19 protein-coding genes are annotated in these 24,135 nt (G+C 70.1%); 8 read left to right on the forward strand and 11 right to left on the reverse strand.

Annotated features, from left to right (window positions below):
- Positions 1 to 110 precede the first annotated feature (110 nt).
- Entirely contained in the window at positions 111 to 4,007 is a 3,897-nt protein-coding gene (gene hrpA, locus FHS08_RS00560) for an ATP-dependent RNA helicase HrpA (protein ID WP_167034502.1), read from the forward strand.
- Positions 4,008 to 4,076: 69 nt separating this feature from the next.
- A complete protein-coding gene (locus FHS08_RS00565) occupies positions 4,077 to 5,018 on the forward strand; it encodes a quinone oxidoreductase family protein (protein ID WP_167034504.1) in 942 nt (313 codons plus the stop codon).
- A 36-nt stretch (positions 5,019 to 5,054) separates the two neighbouring features.
- On the opposite strand, the gene FHS08_RS00570 is transcribed toward FHS08_RS00565, so the two are convergent.
- Entirely contained in the window at positions 5,055 to 5,909 is an 855-nt protein-coding gene (locus FHS08_RS00570) for a sulfurtransferase (RefSeq protein ID WP_167034506.1), read from the reverse strand.
- Positions 5,910 to 6,010: 101 nt separating this feature from the next.
- Here FHS08_RS00570 and FHS08_RS00575 point away from each other — a divergent pair, with 101 nt between their 5' ends.
- Positions 6,011 to 7,375, forward strand: a complete 1,365-nt coding sequence (locus FHS08_RS00575) for an O-acetylhomoserine aminocarboxypropyltransferase/cysteine synthase family protein (protein WP_167034508.1) — start codon at positions 6,011 to 6,013, stop codon at positions 7,373 to 7,375.
- Positions 7,376 to 7,458: 83 nt separating this feature from the next.
- Here the strand turns inward: FHS08_RS00575 and FHS08_RS00580 are convergent, their stop codons facing one another.
- The 10 genes from FHS08_RS00580 to FHS08_RS00625 form a co-directional block, all read right to left on the reverse strand.
- The gene (locus FHS08_RS00580; RefSeq protein WP_167034510.1) at positions 7,459 to 8,445 is read right to left on the reverse strand and encodes an NAD-dependent epimerase/dehydratase family protein; all 987 of its coding nucleotides are present in this window, start codon (positions 8,443 to 8,445) and stop codon (positions 7,459 to 7,461) included.
- A 268-nt stretch (positions 8,446 to 8,713) separates the two neighbouring features.
- Entirely contained in the window at positions 8,714 to 9,781 is a 1,068-nt protein-coding gene (locus FHS08_RS00585; protein ID WP_167034512.1) for a Gfo/Idh/MocA family oxidoreductase, read from the reverse strand.
- 40 nt (positions 9,782 to 9,821) lie between these two features.
- The gene (locus FHS08_RS00590; RefSeq protein ID WP_424960781.1) at positions 9,822 to 10,676 is read right to left on the reverse strand and encodes a carbohydrate ABC transporter permease; all 855 of its coding nucleotides are present in this window, start codon (positions 10,674 to 10,676) and stop codon (positions 9,822 to 9,824) included.
- 9 nt (positions 10,677 to 10,685) lie between these two features.
- Entirely contained in the window at positions 10,686 to 11,567 is an 882-nt protein-coding gene (locus FHS08_RS00595) for a carbohydrate ABC transporter permease (protein WP_243847293.1), read from the reverse strand.
- 120 nt (positions 11,568 to 11,687) lie between these two features.
- Positions 11,688 to 12,905 carry a sugar ABC transporter substrate-binding protein gene (locus FHS08_RS00600; protein WP_243847171.1) on the reverse strand — a complete coding sequence of 406 codons (1,218 nt, stop codon included), beginning with the start codon at positions 12,903 to 12,905 and terminating at the stop codon, positions 11,688 to 11,690.
- A gap of 116 nt (positions 12,906 to 13,021) precedes the next feature.
- Entirely contained in the window at positions 13,022 to 14,575 is a 1,554-nt protein-coding gene (locus tag FHS08_RS17180) for a GMC oxidoreductase (protein ID WP_167034516.1), read from the reverse strand.
- Between the two features lie 212 nt (positions 14,576 to 14,787).
- A complete protein-coding gene (locus tag FHS08_RS00610; protein ID WP_167034518.1) occupies positions 14,788 to 15,624 on the reverse strand; it encodes a hydroxypyruvate isomerase family protein in 837 nt (278 codons plus the stop codon).
- A gap of 44 nt (positions 15,625 to 15,668) precedes the next feature.
- The gene (locus tag FHS08_RS00615; protein ID WP_167034519.1) at positions 15,669 to 16,796 is read right to left on the reverse strand and encodes a lactonase family protein; all 1,128 of its coding nucleotides are present in this window, start codon (positions 16,794 to 16,796) and stop codon (positions 15,669 to 15,671) included.
- Positions 16,793 to 17,734, reverse strand: a complete 942-nt coding sequence (locus FHS08_RS00620; protein ID WP_167034521.1) for a sugar phosphate isomerase/epimerase family protein — start codon at positions 17,732 to 17,734, stop codon at positions 16,793 to 16,795. The genes FHS08_RS00615 and FHS08_RS00620 overlap by 4 nt, the downstream gene beginning before the upstream one ends.
- A gap of 186 nt (positions 17,735 to 17,920) precedes the next feature.
- Complete coding sequence (locus FHS08_RS00625) at positions 17,921 to 18,619, reverse strand: FadR/GntR family transcriptional regulator (protein WP_341800275.1); 699 nt, start codon at positions 18,617 to 18,619, stop codon at positions 17,921 to 17,923.
- A 359-nt stretch (positions 18,620 to 18,978) separates the two neighbouring features.
- On the opposite strand from FHS08_RS00625, the gene FHS08_RS00630 reads away from it, so the two are divergent.
- The 5 genes from FHS08_RS00630 to FHS08_RS00650 all read left to right on the forward strand — a co-directional run bounded on the left by FHS08_RS00630 (position 18,979) and on the right by FHS08_RS00650 (position 24,134).
- Entirely contained in the window at positions 18,979 to 19,944 is a 966-nt protein-coding gene (locus FHS08_RS00630) for a sugar phosphate isomerase/epimerase family protein (RefSeq protein ID WP_167034525.1), read from the forward strand.
- A gap of 13 nt (positions 19,945 to 19,957) precedes the next feature.
- Positions 19,958 to 21,682 carry a dihydroxyacetone kinase family protein gene (locus FHS08_RS00635; RefSeq protein WP_167034527.1) on the forward strand — a complete coding sequence of 575 codons (1,725 nt, stop codon included), beginning with the start codon at positions 19,958 to 19,960 and terminating at the stop codon, positions 21,680 to 21,682.
- Positions 21,679 to 22,149, forward strand: coding sequence for a ribose-5-phosphate isomerase (locus tag FHS08_RS00640; protein ID WP_208382174.1), 471 nt, complete (start codon positions 21,679 to 21,681; stop codon positions 22,147 to 22,149). The genes FHS08_RS00635 and FHS08_RS00640 overlap by 4 nt, the downstream gene beginning before the upstream one ends.
- A 127-nt stretch (positions 22,150 to 22,276) precedes the next feature.
- Positions 22,277 to 23,260: a Gfo/Idh/MocA family protein gene (locus tag FHS08_RS00645; protein WP_167034529.1), complete on the forward strand. Its 984-nt coding sequence runs from the start codon at positions 22,277 to 22,279 to the stop codon at positions 23,258 to 23,260.
- A 1-nt stretch (position 23,261) separates the two neighbouring features.
- Positions 23,262 to 24,134, forward strand: a complete 873-nt coding sequence (locus tag FHS08_RS00650) for an NYN domain-containing protein (RefSeq protein ID WP_167034531.1) — start codon at positions 23,262 to 23,264, stop codon at positions 24,132 to 24,134.
- Position 24,135: the final 1 nt, after the last annotated feature.

Here is a 24,135-nt window from a genome sequence, read left to right on the forward strand (position 1 = left end):
AGGTGGAACCGTGCGGACGGGACGAGCCCGCGCTCGGGATCGACCGCGAGCGACGCGAGCCCGACCGCGACGCGAGCACGGCGGTCGGACCGTCGATAGGATCGAAGGCTATGCCCACGCCCGCGCCCGTGATCTCGTACCCGCCGGAGCTGCCCGTCAGCGCCGCGCGGGACGAGATCGCGCGCGCGATCCGCGACCACCAGGTCGTCGTGGTCGCCGGCGCGACGGGATCGGGCAAGACGACGCAGCTGCCGAAGATCTGCCTCGAGCTCGGCCGCACGCGCATCGCGCACACGCAGCCTCGGCGGATCGCCGCCCGCACGATCGCCGAGCGCGTCGCGGAAGAGCTGCGAGTGCCCCTCGGCGGAGCCGTCGGCTACAAGGTGCGCTTCACCGACAAGGTCTCGGAAGACACGCGCATCGCGCTCGTGACCGACGGGATCCTCCTCAACGAGATCCACCGCGACCGGCTCCTGCGCCGCTACGACACGATCATCATCGACGAGGCGCACGAGCGGTCGCTCAACGTCGACTTCCTCATCGGGTATCTGCGCCGCATCCTGCCGAAGCGCCCCGACCTCAAGGTCATCGTGACGAGCGCGACGATCGACCCCGAGAGCTTCGCGAAGCACTTCGCGTCGCCCGACGGCACGCCCGCGCCGATCATCGAGGTCTCGGGCCGCACGTACCCCGTCGAGATCCGCTACCGCCCTCGCGACGAACGGGCGGACGACGACGTCGACGGCATCACGGCCGCGCTGCGCGAGCTCGACCGCGAGCCCGCGGGCGACGTGCTGGTGTTCCTGCCGGGCGAGGCGGAGATCCGCGACGCGACGGATGCCGTGCGCGGAATGTACGCGAAGGATGCCGCTCCCACCGAGGTCCTCCCCCTCTACGGGCGACTCTCCGCCGCCGAGCAGCACCGCGTCTTCGAGCGGTCGGCCGTCGCAGGCGTCCGCCGTCGCGTCGTCCTGGCGACGAACGTCGCCGAGACGAGCCTCACGGTGCCCGGCATCCGGTACATCGTCGACACGGGCACGGCGCGCATCTCGCGCTACAGCAATCGCTCGAAGATCCAGCGGCTGCCGATCGAGGCGATCTCTCAGGCCTCGGCGCAGCAGCGGTCGGGCCGCGCGGGGCGCACGGCGCCCGGCATCGCGATCAGGCTCTTCGCGGAGGACGACTTCGCCGCACGAGACGAGTACACCGAGCCCGAGATCCTGCGCACGAGCCTTGCCTCCGTCATCCTGCAGATGCTCTCGCTCGGCTTCGGAGACGTCGCGTCGTTCCCGTTCCTCACTCCTCCCGACTCACGGGGCGTCAAGGCCGCGCTCGACCTGCTCGTCGAGCTCGGCGCCGTCGTGCAGGAGCGCGACCGCACGACGCTGACCGACCTCGGCCGCGAGATCGCGCGCCTGCCGATCGACCCCCGATTCGCGCGCATGCTGCTCGAGGCGCGCAAGACCGGAGTGCTGCGCGACGTGCTCGCGATCGTCGCGGGGATGTCGATCCAGGACGTCCGCGAGCGGCCCGAGGAGAGGCGAGAGGAGGCCGACCGTCTGCACGCGCGCTTCGCCGATCCGACGAGCGACTTCCTGACTCTCCTGAACCTGTGGAACCACCTGCAGGACACGCAGGCCGAGCTCGGCTCGAGCGCGTTCCGGCGGCTGTGCCGATCGGAGCACCTCAACTACGTACGCGTGCGGGAATGGGCCGACGTGCACAGGCAGCTGTCATCGCTCGTTGGACGGTCGAAGGGGACGGATGCCGAAGCCGACCCCGACGACATCCACAAGGCGATCCTGTCGGGCCTCCTGTCGCACCTCGGGATCCTCGACGAGCGGACGACGCGCGCGGCCGCGACGGGCAGGGCGCCGGGCGACCGGGGCGAGACCAGGCGAGCGCCCCTCGCGACCTACCTCGGCGCGCGGGGAGCGCGCTTCTCGATCTTCCCGGGATCGGGCCTGAAGAAGGCGCGTCCACAGGCGGTCATGGCGGCCGAGCTCGTCGAGACGAGCCGCCTGTTCGCGCGCACGGTCGCCGCCGTCGATCCCGCATGGGCCGAGGAGCTCGCGGGCGACCTCGCGAAGCGCCGGCTGAGCGAGCCGCACTGGTCGAAGGATGCGGGCGCGGCATCCGCCTATGAGAAGGTCACGCTGTTCGGCGTCGAGATCATCGCCCGCCGCCGTGTGCAGCTCGCACGCTTCGACCGCCCTCTCGCACGCGAGCTGTTCGTGCGACACGCGCTCGTCGAGGGCGAGTGGAGCAGCCCGCACCTCGACAAGCGCCTCACGGCGTTCGAGCGCCGCAACCTCGAGCTGCGCCGCCGCCTCGAGAAGATCGAGGAGCGCGAGCGCCGCCGCGACATCCTCGTCGGCGACGAGGCCGTCTACGCGTTCTACGACGCGCGTCTGCCGCGCGACGTCGTCGACGTCCGGTCGTTCGAGACGTGGTGGAAGGATGCCTCGACTCGCACGCCGCGTCTGCTCGACATGACCGAGGCCGATCTCGTCGACGAGGTCTCGCGCGGCGACGAGCGCGACTTCCCCGCCCGCTGGAGGCAGGGCGACCAGGTGCTCTCGCTCGCCTACCGCTTCGAGCCGGGCGCGCCCGACGACGGCGTGACCGCCATCGTGCCGCTCGCCCTGCTCGCACAGCTGCGCCCCGACGGCTTCGACTGGCAGGTGCCCGGGATGCGCGACGAGCTCGTCGCCGCTCTCCTCCGGTCGCTGCCGAAGGCGATCCGACGCCATGTCGTCCCAGCCTCCGACTGGGCGGCCACGCTCGCCGAGGAGCTCGCGGGTCAGGGACCCGAGTCCCGTGACGGGCTCCCCTCGACGGGCCTGCGCGAGGCCCTCGCCGCGCGCATCCAGCGCGTCGCGAACCAGCCGGTCACGGCGGACGACTTCGACCTCGACCGCGTTCCCGTGCACCTGCGCATCTCGTTCCGCGCCGTCGACGAGCGCGGGAGGACCGTCGGCTCGGATCGGGATCTCGCCCGACTCCAGGCGACGCTCGCGGAGCGGGCCCGCTCCGCGGTGAGCCGATCCCTGAGCGAGCGAGGCGACGCGCGGCGGCCGCCGACCGCGAGGGTCGCGGCGCAGGCCCCGTCCGCGGGCTCCGCAGTGCAGAGCGCTTTCACCGAACGCGCAGGTCTCACGGAGTGGGCCTTCGGTACGCTCCCCGAGGTCGTCGACACGAAGGTGGCCGGCGGCGTCGTTCGCGGCTATCCCGCGATCGCCGACGACGGCGCGAGCGTGTCCGTGCGCATCGAGGCGACCCCCGAGGTCGCCGCCGCCTCGACCCGCGCGGGCGTTCGCAAGCTCGTCCTGCTCTCGACGCCGTCGCCGTCCGCGTACGTGCTGGAGCATCTGACCTCGGCCGAGAAGCTCGCTCTGGCGGCATCCCCCTATCCCTCCGCGAAGGCGCTCGTCGAAGACGCGCGCGCGGCGGTGGCGGATGCCGTCATCGCACGCCTGGAGCCGACGGGCGTCGTGCGCACACGGGAGGGCTTCGAGCGCATCCGCGACGCCTTCTCCGTGGCCGTCGTCGACGATCTCTTCCACGCGGTGTCGCTCACCGCCCGCATCCTGACGCTCGCGCGCGAGGTCGAGCGTGCTCTGAGAGGTCAGAACTCGCTGACGCTGCTCGGCGCCCTCAACGACGTCAAGGGCCAGCTCGCGGGACTCGTGTTCGCCGGGTTCGTGGCCCGCACGGGCGCAGCGCGGCTCGCGCACCTTCCGCGGTACCTGCAGGGAGCGCTCGATCGCGTGCAGGCGCTCGCCGACAACCCGGGCCGCGATCGGCAGCGCCTGACCGAGTTCGAGCGGGCGTGGGCCCTCTACGCGGACGCGGGAGGCGTGCTGCCTCTGCCGGCGGATGCGCCCGCGCGGATCGCGCACGCGCGGTGGCTGCTCGAGGAGTACCGCGTGAGCCTGTTCGCGCAGCGTCTCGGCACGGCAGAGCCCGTGTCGCCCCAGCGCATCCAGAAGGCGCTCACGTCCTGACCCGCGCAGCACGGGGTCATCTGGCCGCCGAGGGGAATAGCCGCCCTTCGCCCACGGGTTTGCTCCGATATGACACACGCGATCGTCTACACGGAGTTCGGCGCCCCCGACGTGCTGCACGTCCTCGAGGTGCCCGCCCGCGAGCCCGGCGACGGCGAGGTCGCCGTCCGCATCGAGGCCGTCGGCGTCAATCCCATCGACGCCAAGCTCCGCTCGGGCCTGCGCGCGAGTCCGCCGCTCGAGGGGCCCCGGCGGGTGGGAGGCGACGGCGCAGGCGTCGTGACGGCGGTCGGCCCTGATGTCGACGGCTTCCGCCCCGGCGACGCCGTCGTCGTGTTCGGGACGAGCGGGGCGTACGCGAGCGATCTCGTCGTGCCGCTGCGCAGCGTCCAGCCGCGGCCGCTGAACGTCTCGGCCGCCGAGGCGGCCGCACTCGGCGTCCCCGTGGGCACGGCTTACCAGACGCTGCGATCGCTCGGCGTCGGCGCGGGCGACGCGCTCCTCGTGCACGGCGGATCGGGTGCGGTCGGGCAGGCGATCATCCAGTTCGCGACGCTGTGGGGCGCCACCGTGGTCGCGACGTCGTCACCGCGCCGCTTCGAACGCGTCCGCTCGCTCGGCGCGACCCCCGTGGCGTACGGCGCCGGGCTCGTCGACCGCGTGCGAGAGGCCGCGCCGCAGGGCGTCACGGTCGCGATCGACGTCGCGGGCACCGACGAGGCCCTCGATGCGTCGACGGAGCTCGTCGCCGATCGCACGCGCATCGCGACCCTCGTGCGGGGGAAGGATGCCGCGGGCCGCGGCATCCGGGCCTTCGCCGGCGGCGCGCCCTTCCCGCTCACGCCTCAGCAGCAGGCGTGGCGCGCCGAGGCGATCCCCGTGACGCTCGCGCTGCTCGCCGCTGACAGGTTCTCGGTCGAGCTCGGCCCGTCCTTCCCGCTCGCGAACGCCGCCGAGGCCCACCGCGTCGTCGAGGCGGGCGTCGACGGCAAGGTGACGCTCGTCCCCTGACGCGCCGGGCGGGCGCCGTGCCGGCCGACGAGCCGTTCAGCGCGGGGCGGCGTCGCCGTCAGGAAGCGGACCCGTCGCGACGTCGCGCCCCGGCGAGTTCGACCACGCGCTCCACGAGCCGGGGAACACCGTCACCTCGACGCCCGCGAGGGCCCCCGCGAGCGCCGTGTGCGCCGCCGTGATCCCTGAGCCGCAGTAGGCGGCGACGGGGACGCCCGGCACGGCGCCGGCCGCCGCGAACGACGCCGCGAGCGCGTCGGGGTGCAGGAACCGCCCCGCCGCGACGTGCGACGTCGTCGGGAGATTGACGGCGCCGGGGATGTGTCCCGCGCGAGGGTCGAGGGGCTCGGTCTCGCCGCGGTACCGCTCAGGTGCGCGGACGTCCAGGAGCACGCCGCGGGCCGGCCACGCGGCCGCGTCGTCGATCGAGGCGACGGGACCCTCGAGCCCGGTCAGGACGACGGACCCTCGGGGCGGCCGCACGTCGCCCGTCTCGACGGGAAGACCCGCGGCGACCCAGCCGCGCAGGCCGCCGTCGAGCACGCGGACGTCGGCGACGCCGGACGTGGACAGGAGCCACCAGGCACGGGCCGCGGCGAACGACTGGAAGTCGTCGTAGATGACGACGACGTCTCCCTCGTCGAGTCCCCAGCGGCGCGCGGCATCCTGCAGCGCGTCACGCGTCGGCAGCGGATGCCGCCCCTCGTGCGGCTCGCCGTGCCGAGCGAGCTCGTGATCGAGGTCGACGTAGACCGCGCCGGGCAGATGGCCCTCGAGATACTGCGGATGCCCGTCTGGGCGGTCCAGGCGCCACCGGACGTCGAGGAGCCGGACGCGAGCGTCCGTGGCGAGCAGATCCGACAGGTCCGTCGGCGTGATCAGCAGCGGCATCCCCCCATCGTGCCCGCGCGCGAGAGCCGCCGCACCCGCCCACCCGCAACAGTTCGACACACGGCCTGGGCGCGCCCACGGCCAGGCCGCACAATGGATGGATGCCCGACCCCCGCTCCCCGCACGCGTTCGCGACGGACCAGGTCCAGGCGGGCTACGCGGCCACCGCGGCCCACAGCCCCGCCGTACCCGCCATCCACCAGTCCAACGCCTTCGAGTTCCCGTCGCTGTCCGAGGCACGGGCGCGCTTCGCGCTGCGCAGCGAGGGCGACATCTACAGCCGCGCCGCGAACCCCACCGTCGCCGTCTTCGAAGAGCGCATCGCGGCGCTCGAGGGCGGGATCGCGGCCGCCGGCGTCGCGTCGGGCCAGGCGGCCGTCGCGCTCGCACTGCTCGCGCTCGCGCGCGCGGGCGACCACATCGTCGCCGCGAACCAGCTCTACGGCGGCACCGTCGACCTCCTGGGCGACACGTTCGCGGGCTGGGGCATCGACGTCACGTTCGTCGACCAGGACGACGCGGATGCCTGGACGGCGGGTGTGCGCCCTGAGACCAAGGCGTTCTTCGCCGAGTCGGTCACCAACCCCCTGGCCCAGGTCCTCGACACGCGGCTCGTCGCCGACCTCGCACACGCCGCCGGCGTGCCCCTCGTCATCGACAACACGGTCGCGACGCCCTACCTGCAGCGCGTCAAGGACCTCGGAGCCGACATCTCCGTGCACTCCGCGACGAAGTTCCTCGGCGGCCACGGATCGGCCCTCGGCGGCGCCGTCGTCGACCTCGGCACGTTCGACTTCGGCGCCGACCCCGATCGCTTCCCGCAGCTGTCCGAACCATACAGCCGTGTCCGCGGCGGCAGCCTCGTCGACCGATTCGGCGCGAAGGCGTACATCACGCTCGTCAAGACGAAGTACTCGCACGACCTCGGTCCCTCGCTGTCGGCGTTCAACGCGTTCCAGCTCCTGCAAGGGCTCGAGACCCTCGACCTGCGGATGGCCCGGCACTCCGCCTCGGCCCTCGCCGTCGCCCGCTTCCTCGCTGCGCACCCCGCCGTCGCCCGCGTGCACCACCCCGGCCTGGAGCCGAGCCCGTGGCACACGCTCGCGCTGCGGCACCTGCCGAGGGGCGCGGCATCCGTCTTCTCGTTCGAACTGCACTCGACGGGGGACGCCGAGTCCGACTTCGCACAGGTCGAGCGGTTCATCTCGCAGCTGCGGGTCGTCAAGCTCGTCGCGAACATCGGCGACGCCCGCAGCCTCGTCGCGCATCCGGCGTCGATGACGCACAGCCACATGACCCCCTCGCAGCTCGCCGACTCGGGCATCGCGTGGACGACCGTGCGCCTCTCGATCGGGCTCGAGGACCCGGCCGACATCGTCGACGACCTCGACACGGCGCTCGCCGTCGTCGCGCCGGCTCCCGCGTCGGCGCCGTCGGTCATCCCGACCGCGTCCGCGTCGAGATGACCGCCGGGCATCCGCCGCGCCGCACGATGTGAGCAGCGGACGGATGCCGCCCCGCGACGGCGACATCCTCCGCGCTGCACTCCTCAGAGAGGGCTGTCGACGTACTCGCGGACGATCTCCCCGAACGATGCCGCGGGCCGCAGGCCGAGCCCCTCTGCGCGCTCCGTGACGAGACGGGCAGGCCACGTCGACACGATCGACATGATCGAGGGATCGACGTCCCAGTCGATCAGCGCGCTCGCGCCGGGCGCGACCGAGTCGAGGGCCCGCACCATGTCGCGAGGCGTCGTCGTCAGCGCGGGCAGGTTCACGGCCGTCGCGCTCCCCCACTCCTCGCCGCTCGCCGACGCCGCGCGAAGGATGCCGTCGAGCGTGCGCGAGGGCGACGAGAGCGCCACCGGCAGATCGGGAGGCACGGGGCAGGTGCTCCGCAGGCCCGCAAGCGGCTCGCGGATGATCCCCGACAGGAAGCTCGACGCCGCGGCGTTCGGGACGCCCGGCCGGACCGACACGGTCATGAGACGCACGCTTCTTCCACGCAGATATCCACGCCGCGTGTAGTCGGCCACGAACTGCTCGCCGACGAACTTCTGCACGCCGTAGCTCGACTGGGGACGCGGGAGGCTGTCGTCGTGGATCTCGCCCACGGGCGGTCCCGCCGGGTCCTGGCCGAAGACGGCCAGCGAGCTCGTGAAGACGACGACCGGACTCGACGCGAGACCGCGCGCGTGGTCGAGCAGCGAGATCAGCGCGTGCACGTTGGTCGACATGCCGAGGTCGAAGTCGGCCTCAGCCGCAGAGCTGACGACGCCGGCCAGATGGAACACGGCGTCGACGTCGCCCAGAGCCGGAAGGGTTTCGTCGAGTCCGCCCACCAGGGTACGCACGAGCGGGTCGGCCGCGAGATCCGACGCCGGCGACCGCACGTCGAGCAGCACGATCTCGCCGATGGGCGCCGGGTCCCCTCCATCGAGCACGACCACACCCGCCGTGATCAGCCGACGGGCGAGCCCCTCGCCGAGGAACCCCGCACCCCCCGTTATCGCGACCTTGACACCCTGAACATTCATCCGATTCCTCCTCTTTGACGGTCGAGCGCGGAGAGCACATCGACGAGTGTCGACGCATCGCCGACGTTCCCGGGCACGACGATCTGCACACGCGGGCTGTCCCCGACGACCAGATCCCACACGGATATCCCGGAGGCAAGCCGCCCCGCACCGCCGTTCGGCAGGCGCCGAAGGCGGTCGACGCCGCTTCGGCCCCCACCTCGCGCCGGCCGTCCTCCGTCATCGGTCGCCGCACGACCCTCGAGCGGTCGGCGCCCGGTGTCGCTCCTCACCGCGGCGGCCAGCTGATGACGGCGCCCCGGGATGCGATCTGCTCGCGCGCGGAGTCGATGACGCGCAGCGCTGCGATCGCGGTGGCCGAGGAGTACACCGGGGAGTCCGTCCTGCCCTCGGACACGTAGGTCGACATCGCCTCGGCCTGATAGGCCAGCGCTCCCCTTCCGATGCGGGGGGACGTGTCGTGCCACGACTCGACGACCTCGCGTTCGGCGTCGAGGATGTCGAGGCTGGTCGGCTCGAAGAACCGCCCGTGCAGTTCGATGCTGCCCTTCTCGCCCGCGAGGACGAGACGCGTGCGCGTCGGCGCGATGAGGCTGAACACCATCGAGGCGACCCCCGGCGCCGAGGTGAGCGTGCTGACCGACGCATGCAGGTCGACGCCGTCCTCCGTCCGGATGCCTGTCGCCATGACCTCGAAGGGGTCTCCGAGCGTGAGCAGCGCCCAGGACACCCCGTAGACCCCGACATCGAGAAGAGTGCCGCCGCCCAGCTCCGGCGCCAGGAGCCGATGGAGGGGATCCATCATGGGACCGCTGCTCAAGTCGACGATGACCGATCGCACCGCGCCGATCGTTCCTGCCGCGAGGTGCCGTCGGACGAACGCCGCCTGGGGCAGGTACTGCGACCACATCGCCTCCATGACGAGAACGCCGGCGCGCCGTCCGGCAGCGACGATCCGCTCCGCCTCTTCGGCGGAGCCGGCGAGGGGCTTCTCCACGAGGGTGTGCTTGCCCGCCTCCACGGCGCGGATCGCGAGGTCGGCGTGCAGCGCGTGGGGAACGGCGATGTAGACCGCCTCGACGTCGGGATCGCCGAACAGCGCATCGTAGGAGCCGTACGCGCGATCCACGCCGAAGAGGCTCGCGAACCGCTCCGATCGCTCCTTGTCGCGCGACGCCACCGTCACGACCCGCTCGTCGGAGTGGTCGTGCAGCGAGCGCACGAACGCGGTCGCGATGACCCCGAGACCCACGACGCCCCACCTCAGCCTGCGGCGCGGAGCCGCCGCGGTGTCGCGCCTGCCGTTGGGCGTCACGCCGCACTCCGTTGTCTCCACGGACGTCGCACTCGTCTCCGAGGACGTCGTGCCGGCCGGTTCACTTGACGGCTCCGCTCGTCGCGCCGGCGGCGATGTACTTCTGTGCGAGCACGAGGAGGAGGATGGCCGGCAGCGTCGCGAGCGCCGCCGTCGCCATGACGACGTTCCAGAAGCCCACCTCTATGCCGAGGTACTGGTAGATGCCGAGCGTGACCGGGCGCACTGCCTCGGTCGTGGTCAGGGTGAGCGCGAAGACGAAGTCGCTCCACGCGAAGAGGAAGCAGAACAGCCCCGCCGTGATGATCGAGTTGCGCGAGACCGGGATGACGATCGACACGAACGTGCGCATCTGCGACGCGCCGTCGACGAGTGCGGCCTCCAGGATCGAGACGGGGATCGACATCATGGATGCCCGCATGATGAGGATCGCGAACGGGATCCCGTGGCTGGAGTCGGCCAGGATGAGCCCCAGCAGCGAGTTGATCAGCCCGAGATCGTTGTACGCCGTGTAGAGGGCGTTCGCGATCACGATGCTGGGGATCATCTGCGTGATGATGATCGCCATGAGCCCGATCGAGATCCACCGGAACCGGAAGCGCGCGAGGGCGTAGGCGGCGGGCGTCGCGATGAGCAGGCACAGGGCGACGCTGCCGAGCGAGACGATGACGCTCGTGAGCAGGTTGGCGCCCTGCGTGCGCAGCGCCTCCGTGTAGCCGGCGAGGCTTGGGTTCCACGGGAAGAAGTCGGCGGTGAGCGTGTTGCCCGACGGCTGGAACGAGGAGTTGACCATCCAGTAGACGGGAAACAGCATGATCGCGATGAGCACGATGCCGAAGGCGGTGTGCAGGCCCGACGAGCTCTTGCGCAGGGTGCGGCGCGAGACGAGGCGGGGCCGAGCGGCGGCGACGGTCACGGCGTGCTCCTACTCGTCCAGTGCGCGTCGGTTGGAGCGCAGGTAGATGATGGCGAACACGAGAGAGATGAGGATGAGGATGTTGCTGTACGCGGCTCCCCCGCCGAAGTCGAACTGCACGAACGACGTCTCGTACGATCGGATCGCGATCGTCTGCGTCGCGTTGGCCGGCCCGCCGCCAGTGAGACCGAAGATCACGTCGAGCGATTTCAGCGTGTACACGACGCCGAGCACGAGCACCACCCCGACCACGGGACGCAGGTTCGGCCAGGTGATGTACCAGAACGCGCGCGCCCCGGTTGCGCCGTCGAGCGCCGCCGCTTCGTAGAGCTCCTCCGGGATCTCCTGCAGCCCGCCGTAAAGGATCGTCGCGTTGAACGGGATGCCGATCCAGATGTTGACGAGGATGACCGCGATGAGCGCGACCTGCGGACTGGACAGCCAGGGTATCGGGTCCTCGATGACCCCGAGCCGACGCAGCGTGTTGTTGAGCACGCCGCTGTCACGGTCCAGGATCGAGCGCCACGTCGCGCTGGAGACGATGATCGGCAGCAGCCACGGCAGCAGCAGCAGCGAGCGCAGCATTCCGCTCAGCGGGAACCGCCGGTGGAAGTACAGCGCCAGCAGCATCCCGATCAGGAACTGCCCGAGGATCGAGCCGACCGTGAACAGGAACGTGTTGACGAGGGCCGGGACGAACAGGCGGCTCGTGACGGCGTGGATGTAGTTCTCCAGCCCGACCCACGGCGCCTCCCCCGTGAAGAACGTGCGCGTCGTGTAGTCCTGGAAGCTCATGGTGAGGTTCTTGACCACGGGGTAGCCGAAGAACGCCACGATGTAGATGCCTGCGGGCAGCACGAACGCGTACTTGGAGAACCGGGCGAGCCGCATGCGCCGTCCGGACGAGGACGAAGCACCGGGCCGCGAGGAGCGGGCGTCGGGCGGCGACGTGACAGGACGCTCCGCAGACGTCTTACCGGTCATCGGTGCTTCGTCCTCGTTGACGTCCACTCAGTGGGTCGAGGCCACGACGAAGGCGTTCGGAGCGGTTTCCTGGCCCGTGATCGCGAGCTGGAGCGCCTCGTAGATGGTCGTCGCCGCGACGGGCCAGCCCTCGCCGAGCTTGGCGGTGCGAGCTCGCGCCGTGACGATCGTCTCGGCGAAGGGCTCCATGAGCGGGTACTCGGCCAGGTAGTCGTCGAAGAGATCGTCACGCGTCGGGACCGTGTACCGCTTCGAGGCGAGCTCCATCTGCGACTCCGGCGTGTTGATGCACTCGAGCAGCTCGGTGGCCTTGGCCATGCGCTCGGGGCTGTCGCTGAGCGGCACGCTCCAGACCTCGCCGCCGAACGATGCGACGACGGGATCGCCGGCCTCCGGCACGGGGATCTTCACGACGCCCCAGTCGAAGTCCACGGCGTCGAGCAACGGCACCTGCCAGGGACCGCTCACGGCCATGGCCGCCTTGCCGGCGATGAACTGGTCCGTGACGTCGGCCTGGGTCCACGTCACGACGCTCTCGGACGCCCCGCCCGAGTTCACGAGGTCGACCCACAGCTGGGCTGCCTCGGCCACCTCGGGGCTGGTCAGGTCGGTCTCGTCACCGCCGTTGGACCACATGAAGGGCAGGAACTGCCACGTGCCCTGGTAGGACGCGGCCGCCGAGAACGCGACGCCGTAGACGTCGCCCTGCCGCAGCGCTGCGGCCGTGGCCTTGAGCTCGTCCCATGTCGTGGGGGGCTCGAGGCCTGCGGCGGCGAGCATCTCGGCGTTGTAGAAGAGGCCGAGAGTGTTTACCTGGGGACCGAGGCCGTAGACCTCGCCCTCCCACGTCGCCGACTCGATGAACGCCTCATTGAAGCCGGCCGTGTCGATGCCGAGGTCGCTGAGCGGGGCGAGCGCGCCCGTCGCGGCGATGCCCTTCAGCTCGGGATTGTCGATCTCGAGCAGGTCGGGGAGCGTGTGCGACGAGGCCTGCTGCAGGATGCGCTGGATGATCTCGGCGCCGGGGACCTGCTGCTGATTGAGCGTGACGCCGATCTGCTCGGCGCAGCCGTCGAGCAGATCGATGAAGATCGTCTTGTCAGGCTCGTTGACGTTCTTGTTGAGCACGGTCAGCACGATCTTCTCCTCCGGGCTGGCGGTCGCGCTGCAACCGGCCAGGAGTGTCAGCGTCGCGGCCGAGGCCAGAATCGTCGTGGTTCTCCGTCGTGAGGTGAGGTTCATCATTGATCTCCCTAGTCTTCGTTGATCGTGCTCCAGCGAGCGAGACCCGTTCGTCCGGGTCCTCTCCCGCTCGGCGTGAGGGTGCGTTGCTCGTGCAACGCTGATTCGATGTCCACCTTTCAGTCAGACGGCTGCTCTTCGAGCCTGCGGGCGATCGCCTCGGCGCCGAGGATGGCGATGGCGACGATCGTCAAAGTGGGGTTGCAGGCGGTCGAGGTCGGGATGACGCCGCTGCCTGCGACATAGACGTTGCTGGTGTCCCAGACGCGGCTCGTCGGGTCGCACACCGATGTGCCGTCGTTCGCCGCCCCCATCCGGGTCGCCCCGAGATAGTGGATGGACGTCCCCGCGGGGAGTGCTCGCGGCGACTCCCCCAGCAGCGGCTCGCCCAGCGCGTTCGCGAGGCCGACGAGCTCTCGCTTTCCTCGCTCGACGCGCGCGACGTCCGCCTCGGACAGCCGATACTCGAACGTGATGGCCGGCATCCCCAGCCAGTCCTTCTCGGTCTCGCTGAAGCTGAGCCGATTGTCGGGGTCGAGGTCTTGGCGCAAGAACAGGTTCATCGTGATGGCGGCGCCGATGCCGTCGAGTTCGGCGTCCGTCAGCCCGAGCGACGTCGTGTCGACTTGGTACAGCTGCGCGTGGTACGGGAACCTCTCCTCGTCGAACGGGATCCAGACCACCCCGCTGGCCCCCACGGTCCGCGCGGAGGCATCCGACATCGCCACGGTGTCGCCGCGTTCGGCCGACGTGTCGCCCTCCGGGCCGAAGTCCATGGCCGCGGTCAACGAGATCTGGGGATGCTCGTTGAAATACCGCCCGAGGGCCGCCGGTCTGATTCCGGAGGCGAACAGCAGCTGGGGCGTGCGGATGCCGTCGCAGGCGACCACGACGTACGACGCGCCGACCTGGTAGACCTCTCCGGTCGGGCGATCGCGCGCCTCGACGCCGACTGCCGTGTCGCCGTCCATGATGATGCGCTGCACGAGGGTCTCGGGGCGCAGCTCGAACGTGCTGCTCCCGCCGTCGAGCAGGTCGCCGAAGATGACGTCGGTTCCCGTCCGGCTCACGCCGTCCGCCGTTCGAACGAGCGCCATGGGCATTTGCTGCACGCGCCGTGCGGGCGCCCGTCCCTCGTCCACGACGGCTCCGACCGCGGAGCGCACACTCTCGGCCATGGCGTGATCGGTCAGCTGCGTGCTCGACACTCTCAGCAGCCTCTCCGCTCGACCGTACGCATCGTCGAGCGCCTCCGAGTCGATCAGGTCGATGCGCTCGGTTCCCGCGGGCCGCGGGCACGCCCCGAACCAGTGCGCACCCATCCCGCCGACGCCGCTCGTCGCCTGCGCGACAGGGAAGGGACCGGGATCTTCTCCCGCAGGGCTGATGGCGAACACGCCCGGTCGCATCAGCACCGAGTCGAACCCGACGTGCTCGGGATCGCGCTCGGCCTCGGCGTGGGTGTAGCGCGGATACGGGAAGTCCTTCGGCCCTTGCGCGGCGACCTGAGCCTTCGTGCGTGCGGCGACGTCGACGATGTTCGCAACGTGGCTGCCCGACGGCTCGGTCACGACGGGGCCCGCCTCGAGCACGAGGACCGTGGCGCTCGGCGCCTGCTGAGCGATCGTGCGTGCGTAAGTCGCTCCCGTCGGACCGCTTCCGATGATGATCACGTCGACACGCTCGCCGAGCCGTCGCCCCCCAGCCCCTGATCCGACCATCACGTCCACGTCATCCTCACTCCTTCGTAAGTCACGCTTTGAACCGCTCGTCAGAAACCATATCAGACCTCTGATGACCCTTGTCAACCAGTCAAGATATCGATTGGGACACGACCCCGGGCATTCCGTCCCGCCGTCGCCGGGGCACAAGCCGCACGAGGGATCTACTCGGGATCGAGAGCACCTGCGACGGGCACTCCCTTCCTCGCGAGCTCGTCGATCCACGCCAGCCCCGGGATCGTCCCGGCTGCGGGACGATACTCGCAGCCGATCCATCCTCGATAGTCGGAGTCCACGAAGAAGCCGAAGATCGCCGCCCAGTCGATCTCGCCGCTGCCCGGCTCCGTGCGTCGCGGCGGGTCGGCGATCTGGACGTGGGAGATGTGCGGCCGAACGGCCGCGGCGGTGCGAAGGACGTCGCCGCCTTGCATCCGGACGTGATAGACGTCGAGAAGCACCCCGACGTTATCGGCCCCGATCTGTTCGATCACTGCCACCGCGTCCTGCGGCGCGTCCAGGATGAATCCGGGCACGTCCGTCTTGTTCTGCATCTCGAGCACGAGTCGCACGCGGGTCGCGCGCGCCTTCTCCGCAGACCACGCGACGTTCGCGGCATACTGCGCCAAGGCCTCGTCGCGAGACGTCCCGGACGGAACCGCTCCTCCGACGATGTGCAGGAAATCGCTGTCGAGGGCGTCGGCGTACTCGAGCCCCTTCTCGAGTCCGTCTCGGAACTCGCCGACCCGGTCCCGGAGGCATGCGAGGCCCGCCCCCGTCTCCGTGCCGGGCTCCCCCGTCGGCGTGTTGATCAGCACCTGATGCAACCCGGACTCGGCGAGGAGCCTGCGGAGCAGGCTCGCGTCATGCTCATACGGAGAGGGATACTCGACCGCCCGAAAGCCCGCGACGGCGGCCGCCTCGAAGCGCTCCTCGAAAGGCAGCTCCGTGAACAGCCAGCCGAGATTCGCGTCGAGTGCGACGGCCGCGCTCGTCGCAACCATCCTTCATCCTTTGCAGCGGCCCCAGCGGGGCTGGCGAGCGGGTGTCAGCCGACCAGGACCAGAGCCGCCGGGTTGGGCAGCGAGGAGACCGAGATCGCCGACAGCGACGGACCCTCCGGGTCGAATCTGTAGACCGCGAGCTCGTCGACGTCCTGATGCACGACGATGAGATTGCGCTGATCCGGCGAGATGATGAAGTCACGGGGCTCCAGGCCGGTCGGCTCGACGCGCCGCAGGCTCACCGTCTCCGAGGCCGGGTCGAACTCGAAGATCGAGATCGCGTCGACATCGCCCCGCGGGCCGGGGTGCTCGGCCGAGGCCGATGAGTTTCCTCCCCGGTTTCCCGTGAAGACCCACCGTCCATCCGCGCTGACACGGACTCCGCTGGCCTGCGCGTGCCCTGCATAGCCGTCGGGGAGAGTCGTCTTGATGTCGGTCGCCACCACCCCGTCGCCTTCGCGCCTGAGCACCGTCAGGGTGTTGTCCAGCTCGTTGAGCAGAAGCAGATGCGTGCCGTCCGGGTGGAAGTCGACGTGTCGCGGCCCGGCGCCGGCGGCCCCCGTGTAGCGGACCGACCGATCCTCCGTCAGCCCGCCGTCCGGCGAGAGGTCGAAGAAGAGCAGCGAGTCGAGCCCGAGGTCCGGCACGAGCACCCGACCCGTCACGGGATCGATCGCGATCTGGTGAGCGTGCGGCCCCGTCTGCCTGACGGGATGAATGCTCGACCCCTCGTCCTGCACGAACCCGACCATCGTGCCGAGGCTCCCGTCGGGGTCGATCGCGAAGGCGGCCACCGATCCCGATCGGTAGTTGGAGAGAAGCAGGAACCGGCCACTCGGATCGAGATCGCCATGAGTGGGCTCGATGCCCCCCGAGTACACCGTGTTGAGCAGGGTGAGCTCACCCGTGACGGTGTCCCTCGCGAGCGCGGTCGCGCTGCCTCCAGGCCTGCCCTCGTAGAACTTCGTCTCCGAGATGGCATAGATGAAGCGCCCGTCCCTCGACGCGACGAGCCACGACGCGTTCGGCACGCCCTCGGCAAGCAGTTCGGCCTCTCCGAGCGTTCCGTCCTCGTCGTACCGCAGGCCCATGAGGCCCTTGGCATGCCCTTCGAGGTGGTTCAGGTTCTCGGTGTAGGTCCCGACGACCAGGTTGAAAGGCCTCGCCGTCATTCGACCGTCATCCCGACCTTGTGAGCGAGCTCGGTCAGATAGGCGAGGCCGATCCGATGCTCCTCGACGAACTCCTCGGTCGCCTCGACATATCCGCGGTAGACGCCTGGCACCTTGGCGATGCCGCGCGCGACCCCCGGGATGTCCTCCAGCTCGAGCGAGATCACGCCGTCGAAGCCGGTCTCCTTGAGCGCGATGAGCGCCTTCTCCCAGTCGATCTTGCCCTTGCCCGGGCGCCAGTGCACGTTGGTCAATCCGTCGTTGTCGGAGAAGTGGCAGTGCACGACGCGGCCTTCGAGACGGTGGATGGCCACGTGGATGATGTCGCCGGCGGGGAAGAGGTGGCTCGGATCGAGGTTCACCCGCAGGGCCGGCGAGTCGACCGCGTCGATGATGCGCAGCAGCGCCTCGGTGGTCGCGCCGTACCGGAACGGGTGCGGCTCGAGGCTGAACGTCTTGCCCTTGGAGTCCGCATAGTCGACGATCTCCCGGAGCGAGGCGATGTACTCGTTCCAGTTCTGACGCCAGTCCAGGCCCGACGGCACGTCGACGGTGAAGACCTGCACGTGAGGGCGATCGGTGATGCGCGGCATCGTGATGTCGAAGGGGTAGTGCGTCACCGTGTTGATGTTGGGCGCGCCGAGGTCGACCGCGACGTCGACTCCCCTCTTGTACTGCGCGATCGCCGCCTTCCGAATCTCTGCGTCTCCGCTGCTCAGCTGCGGCACGAGCAGCATGAACTGCGACAGCGTGAGATCGCGCTCAGCGAGGATCCCCCGCAGTTTGTCGATGGTCTCCGGCGTGTAGTAGTCGACGAGGATGTCGTTGTTCCACGCCATGAGCTCGGTTGCACGGAACCCCGTGTCGGCGATTCGCTGAATCGCGGTGTCGTAGGGCGCGTCCCACTTCCATGGCCACACCGAAGATCCGAAACGCATAACTGCCTTTCTGTCATTGGCTTGCACTACCGAGTCGCGCTGCTCATTCAGCCGACTCTGCAATCTCTCTTACGAGGCGGGGCCAGGCTATCAGACCTCTGATGATTATGACCAGCATGTTTCTCGCGGGTCACGTGACGCCTCAGGCGCGGCCCGCACAGTGCGTCGACGAGCGCGCTCCCGGACCTAGACGACGCGGTCGAACGCCTTTGAGAAGTACGTCTCGTAGTCCTCGACGGTCTGGACCATGTGGTCGTTCATCGCCTTGTGGGCTCGCGCGGGCACTCCCGCCCGGATGGCCTCGAGCACGAGCTCGTGCTGGCGGATCGCGTGGGTCTGCACCTCGGCACTGTCGGACGTCACGCGCCGGACCGTTCGCAGCAGCACCGTGAGCTGGGCCAGCAGTGCGGGGATGAACGGGTTCCCCGTCGCTCGGAGTATCGCGTCGTGAAAGGCGATGTCGGCCTGAGAGAAGGCGTCGATGTCGCCGCTCTCGTGCGCCGCCTGCATCGTGGCGATGCACTCCTGCATCGCGATGAGGTCGTCCGGTCGATGGTTGACGGCAGCGAGCTCGGCCGCCCCGACCTCCACGATCTGTCGCACCTCGATGAGATGGAGGGGCACCTTCTCCCGCGTGACATTGCGCAGAGCGACTCGGGCGATGGCCTCCAGATCGGTCCACCGCTCGACGGGATTGACGAACGTCCCCAGGCCCTGACGCTTGTACACGACGTTGTTGGCCTCCAGCGTCTTCATCGCCTCACGCGCAGTGAGGCGGCTGACGTCGGATTCGCTCGCGATCTCGGTCTCGGAAGGCAGCGCCTCGTGTGGCCCCACCTCGCCAGAGACGATCTTGTCGAGCACCTTGTCGACAACGATCTCCACGAGGGACTGCCGCCTGTCCATTTTTCCTTCCCGAACGCTCCGTCTCTGCCGGACGAGAGAGCGGTCGACCGGCCGACGAGTCGACCTCGACCCGATCTCGTCCTTCACCAGGTGGAACACGCGCCGCTGCTCTGTCGTGTCCCGGTTGACGACCTCATCGGATCTCCGCCGGGGATCGCGCGGTTGCCCGATCATACGCACACGAAACTGATCGGACGCAACCCTACATCCCGACGGTTCGCCTGAGTTCGCACGTGACGCAGCGGTGGACATCGCGGTCGACTCGCTCCGTAGGGTACGCTGATGTCTGATGACCTGACGACCGGGTCCTCACAGAATCCGCGCGACAGGGAGCTTCAATGACGCAGCACACGTTCACGGCAGAGAACTGGCCGATCGCGGCCACGACGCTGTCGTTCTCCGGCGTGACCACCTCGGGTGTGTCGGTGCAGGACGCCGGCGAAGACGTGTGGGGTGCGGCGATGGCTGAGATCGCGCACGAAGGCTTCACCGAGGTCGACATCACCGACTCCTGGATCAAGCCTGGCGATCTGACCGCGAGCAGGCTCGAGGCGCTGAAGTCCGTCGCCCACGACGAAGGCCTCACCATCGAGGCGATCTCCGCGATCCGCCGAAGCGTGATCGACCCGCTGGCGTGGGAGGACAACCTCGCCTACAGCCACCGCACGATCGATGCCGCCGTCGCACTCGGATGCTCGGTCGTGAGCGTCGGCCTGCACAGGCCCCTGCTCGAGGCGCAGCAGCGGGCCCTGTGGTTCTGGACGGCCGACGGGCCGAGCGATCCGACCGACCAGGAGACGTGGCAGCTCGCGGTGACGCGCCTGCGAGACCTGGGAGACCACGCCTCGTCGGTGGGGATCGGCCTCTCGCTCGAGATGTACGAGGACACTCTCATCGGCACGGCGGACTCCGCGGTCAGGCTGGTGGAGGACATCGGGCACTCGTCGGTCGGACTCAACCCCGACCTCGGAAACCTCCACAGACTGCACCGCCCGGTCGAGCCCTTCCTCGACTCTGTCGCGAAGTGCGTCCCCTACGCGAACTACTGGCACGTGAAGGGATACAGCCGCATCGAGGACTCGACGAACGGCACGATCATGACGGCCCCCGTTCCGATGGAGGCCAGCACGATGAACTATCGGGCGGCGATCAAGATGGCTCTCCAGGCCGGCTTCTCGGGCGCCTTCTGCACGGAGCACTACGGCGGCGACGGCCTCGCCGTCTCGGCGCGCAACCGCGACTACATCCGCAGGCTCCTCGCGTTCGATCTGAGCGACGCGTTCTCGCCGGAAGTCGTGCGCTGAGGAGGCTGTTCGGATGACCGTGCTCTACAACGACCCGGCAGAGTTCGCCGAGGACCAGCTCGCGGGGTTCGCCGATCTGTATGCCGACCGGCTCCGCGTGGTGCCCGGCGGAGTCGTCGGGCATCGCGGACCCACGCCTATCGTCGCGGTCGTCGTCGGCGGCGGCTCAGGTCACTACCCCGCCTTCGCGGGACTGGTCGGACCGGGGCTCGCCTCCGGCGCCGTCGTCGGGAACATCTTCACCTCGCCCTCCGCCGCACAGGTCTACTCTGTCGCGAAGGCCGCCGATCAGGGGCTCGGCGTCGTGCTCTCCTTCGGCAACTACGCCGGCGACATCATGAACTTCGGCATAGCCGCCGAACGGCTTCGCCGCGAAGGCATCGACGCGCGCATCGTCGTCGTGACCGACGACATCGCGTCGTCGCCCGTCGAGCAGGAGCGTCGCGGCATCGCGGGAGACTTCGTCATCTTCAAGGCGCTCGGCGCGGCCGCCGCGGAGGGCGCAGACATCGCCGGCGTCGAGCGGGCGGGCCGCGCCGCGAACGCCGCCACCCGCACGCTCGGCGTGGCGTTCTCGGGATGCTTCATGCCGGGCGCCCGGGAACCGCTCTTCACCCTCCCCGTCGAGCACATGGGCGTGGGACTGGGCATCCACGGTGAACCCGGCATTCGCGACGCGCCGCTCCTGCCGGCGCGCGAGCTGGCGAGACTGCTCGTCGACGGCATCCTCGCCGAGCGGCCCGAGACCCCCGCCACTCGAGTCGCGGCGATCCTCAACGGGCTCGGATCGACCAAGCACGAGGAGCTCTTCCTTCTCTGGAACGAGATCCGTCCGCTCCTGGACGAAGCCGGGCTCACCCCCGTCGAGCCGGAGGTCGGCGAGCTGGTCACGAGTCTCGACATGGGCGGATGCTCCCTGACGCTCTCCTGGCTCGACGAAGAGCTCGAGGGCCTGTGGCACGCCGACGCGTACGCGCCCGGCTACCGCAAGAGCGCGGCCCCCACGGCGAACCTGAGCCCTGCCGTCTTCGGGGTCTCCGCGGCCGAGCACGAGTCCGCGCCCACACCGTCGCCTGCAGGCGCCGCTCTTGCGGCGCTCCTGCGCAGAGGAGCAGCGGAGCTGCAGCGCGTGCTGCACGAGAACGAGGCCCACCTCGGGCGCATCGATGCCGTCGCCGGCGATGGCGACCACGGTCGCGGCATGGCGAAAGGCATCGATGCTGCCGCCGCGGCGATCGAGCCGCTCGACGGAGCGGGCCCGGGATGGACCCTGCGGACGGCGGGTCGCGCCTGGGCGGCCGAGGCCGGCGGGACCTCGGGCGTTCTGTGGGGCGCCGGCCTCGAGGCCGCGGGCGAGGCTCTCGGAGACGTGCGCCCGGTCTACGACGCGAGCGCCGCGCTGGATGCCGTGATCGCCTTCGCCGACGCGATCCGCGATCTCGGCCGCGCCGAGGCGGGCGACAAGACGATGGTCGACGCGCTGCTTCCGTTCCGGCAGAGCCTGAGCGCGCAGGTCGCCGCCGGTCGCTCCGCCGCGGAGTCGTGGCGCGACGCGGCGGTCCTCGCGAGCGAGGCCGCCCGAGCCACCGCCGCCCTGCGCCCCCGGAAGGGCCGTGCCCGCCCTCTCGCCGAGAAGAGCGTCGGGACGCCGGATCCAGGCGCGACCTCGTTCGCCGTGATCGTGGACACGATCGGCGCACTCATGTCCTCGTCCACTCGAGAGCGGAGCATCCGATGACCGACATCAGCCTTCGAATCGTGGTCGGCGCCGACGACGCAGGATTCGAGTACAAGGAGATCCTCAAGCGCGATCTCGAGAACGACCCGCGAGTGGCCTCTGTGATCGACGTCGGAGTCGATGCCGACGGGCACACGGCATACCCGCACATCGCCGTGAAGGCCGCTCGCCTCGTGGCAGCACAAGAGGCCGATCGCGCGCTCCTCGTGTGCGGCACGGGACTCGGCGTCGCGATCGCGGCGAACCGTGTGCCCGGCATCCGCGCCGTCACGGCCCACGATTCGTTCTCCGTCGAGCGCAGCGTGCTCTCCAACGACGCCCAGGTGCTGTGCTTCGGGCAGCGCGTCGTGGGCGTCGAGCTCGCTCGTCGCCTCGCGAGGGAGTGGATCGGCTACACGTTCGACCCGGCCAGCCCTTCCGGCGAGAAGGTGCAGGCCCTGGAGGAATACGGGAGATCGCAGCGCTGAGCGCGCAGGCGGCGTTCGTTCCTCCGCGGCGATCCACGGGCATGCCGGCGTACCGCCCCATGCGCGTCGTCGCCGCCGACCCCGGGCTCACGGACGGGATGCTCCCGCCGCCCGCTACGCTCGGAGGATGGTCGGACTTCGTTGGGGAATCCTTGGTCCCGGAAGCATCGCTCGGGGCTTCGCGAGCGATCTGCGCGTGGCACAGCGCAGCATCGTCGCGGTCGGGTCGCGCAGCCGTGACTCCGCCAAGGCGTTCGCCGCCGACTTCGGCGTTCCGCGCGCGCACGGCTCGTACGAGGCGCTCGTCGCCGACCCCGACGTCGACATCGTCTACATCGCGACGCCGCACGCATTCCACGCCGAGCAGGCCGTCCTCGCGCTCGAGGCAGGCAAGCACGTCCTCGTCGAGAAGCCCTTCACGCTGACGTCGGCCGAGGCCGCTCGTGTGCGCGATGTGGCCGCCGAGCGGGGACTGCTCGCGATGGAGGCGATGTGGACGCGATACCTCCCGCACATGACACGCATCCGCGAGATCGTCGCGGCAGGCACGCTGGGCGACATCCGCCTGGTCACGGCCGATCACACCCAGAGGATCTCGAGCGATCCCGCGCACCGGCTCAACGCGCTCGAGCTCGGGGGCGGCGCGCTCCTCGATCTCGGCATCTATCCGATCTCGTTCGCGTGGGACGTGCTGGGGGCTCCCGTCGCGATCGCCGCAGCCGCGCGCCTCGGCGAGACCGGCGCCGACACCGAGGTCGCGACGATCCTCACGCACGCATCGGGCGCGCTCTCGACCTCCGTCTCGGGCTCGCGCTCGGCGGGTCCCAACACGGCCCACGTCCTCGGGACGCAGGCGAGGATCGACATCGACCGGACGTGGTACGCCACGACCTCCTTCCGAGTAGTCGCGCCAGACGGAACGGTGCTCGAGGAGTACGCCTCCGACGTCGAGGGCGGCGGGATGCAGTATCAGGCGCTCGCGGCGGAGCGCTACGTGGCCGCTGGCGCGACGGACAGCGACATCCTGCCCATCGACGAGACCGTCGCCATCATGGGCACGCTCGACGCCGTCCGCGGCATGATCGGCGTGCACTACCCCGGAGAGGCGTGACATGCCGGATCCCCAGACTCCCCGCGTCGCCGTCTACCTCGACTTCGACAACATCGTCATGTCCTGGTACGACCGCGTGCACGGCCGGAACTCCTACGCGCGCGACCGGCAGAAGATCGCGGAGGCGCCGAGCGAGGCCGAGACGGCCGCGCGCCTGAGCGCCGCGACGATCGACGTCGGCGCGATCATCGACTACGCGGCGTCGTTCGGAACGCTCGTGCTGACCCGCGCGTACGCGGACTGGTCGTCGCCGGTCAACGCGATCTACCGGTCGCAGCTCGTCGCGCGCGCCGTCGACCTCGTGCAGCTGTTCCCTGCGGCCGCCTACGCCAAGAACGGCGCCGACATCCGCCTCGCCGTCGACACCGTCGAGGACATGTTCCGCCTGCCCGACCTCACGCACGTCGTGATCGTCGCGGGCGACTCCGACTACGTGCCGCTCGCGCAGCGCTGCAAGCGCCTGGGCCGCTTCGTCGTCGGCGTCGGCGTCGCCGGTTCCACCGCGAAGTCGCTCGCGGCCGCGTGCGACCAGTTCGACTCGTACGACTCCCTCCCCGGCGTCACGGCGCCGGAGCCCGCGAAGAAGGCGGATGCCGCGGCATCCGGCCCCGCTCGCACGCGCAGGCGCAAGCCCGCCGACCCCACGGAGGAGCTCCTGGAGCGCGCGCTGCGGCTCGAGCAGGAGCGCACGGACGAGGAGTGGGTGCACCTCTCGGCCGTCAAGAACCTCCTCAAGCGGATGGACCCGTCCTTCAGCGAGAAGGGCCTCGGGCACCGCTCGTTCTCGGACTTCGTGAAGGCGCACAGCGGCGTCGCAGAGCTCGACGAGACGACCAACATCGTGCGCGTGCGCCTCTCGCTCGACCGGCGCTGAC

It is taken from the genome of Microbacterium ulmi, assembly GCF_011759705.1.
In the GTDB taxonomy this organism is placed as follows: domain Bacteria; phylum Actinomycetota; class Actinomycetes; order Actinomycetales; family Microbacteriaceae; genus Microbacterium; species Microbacterium ulmi.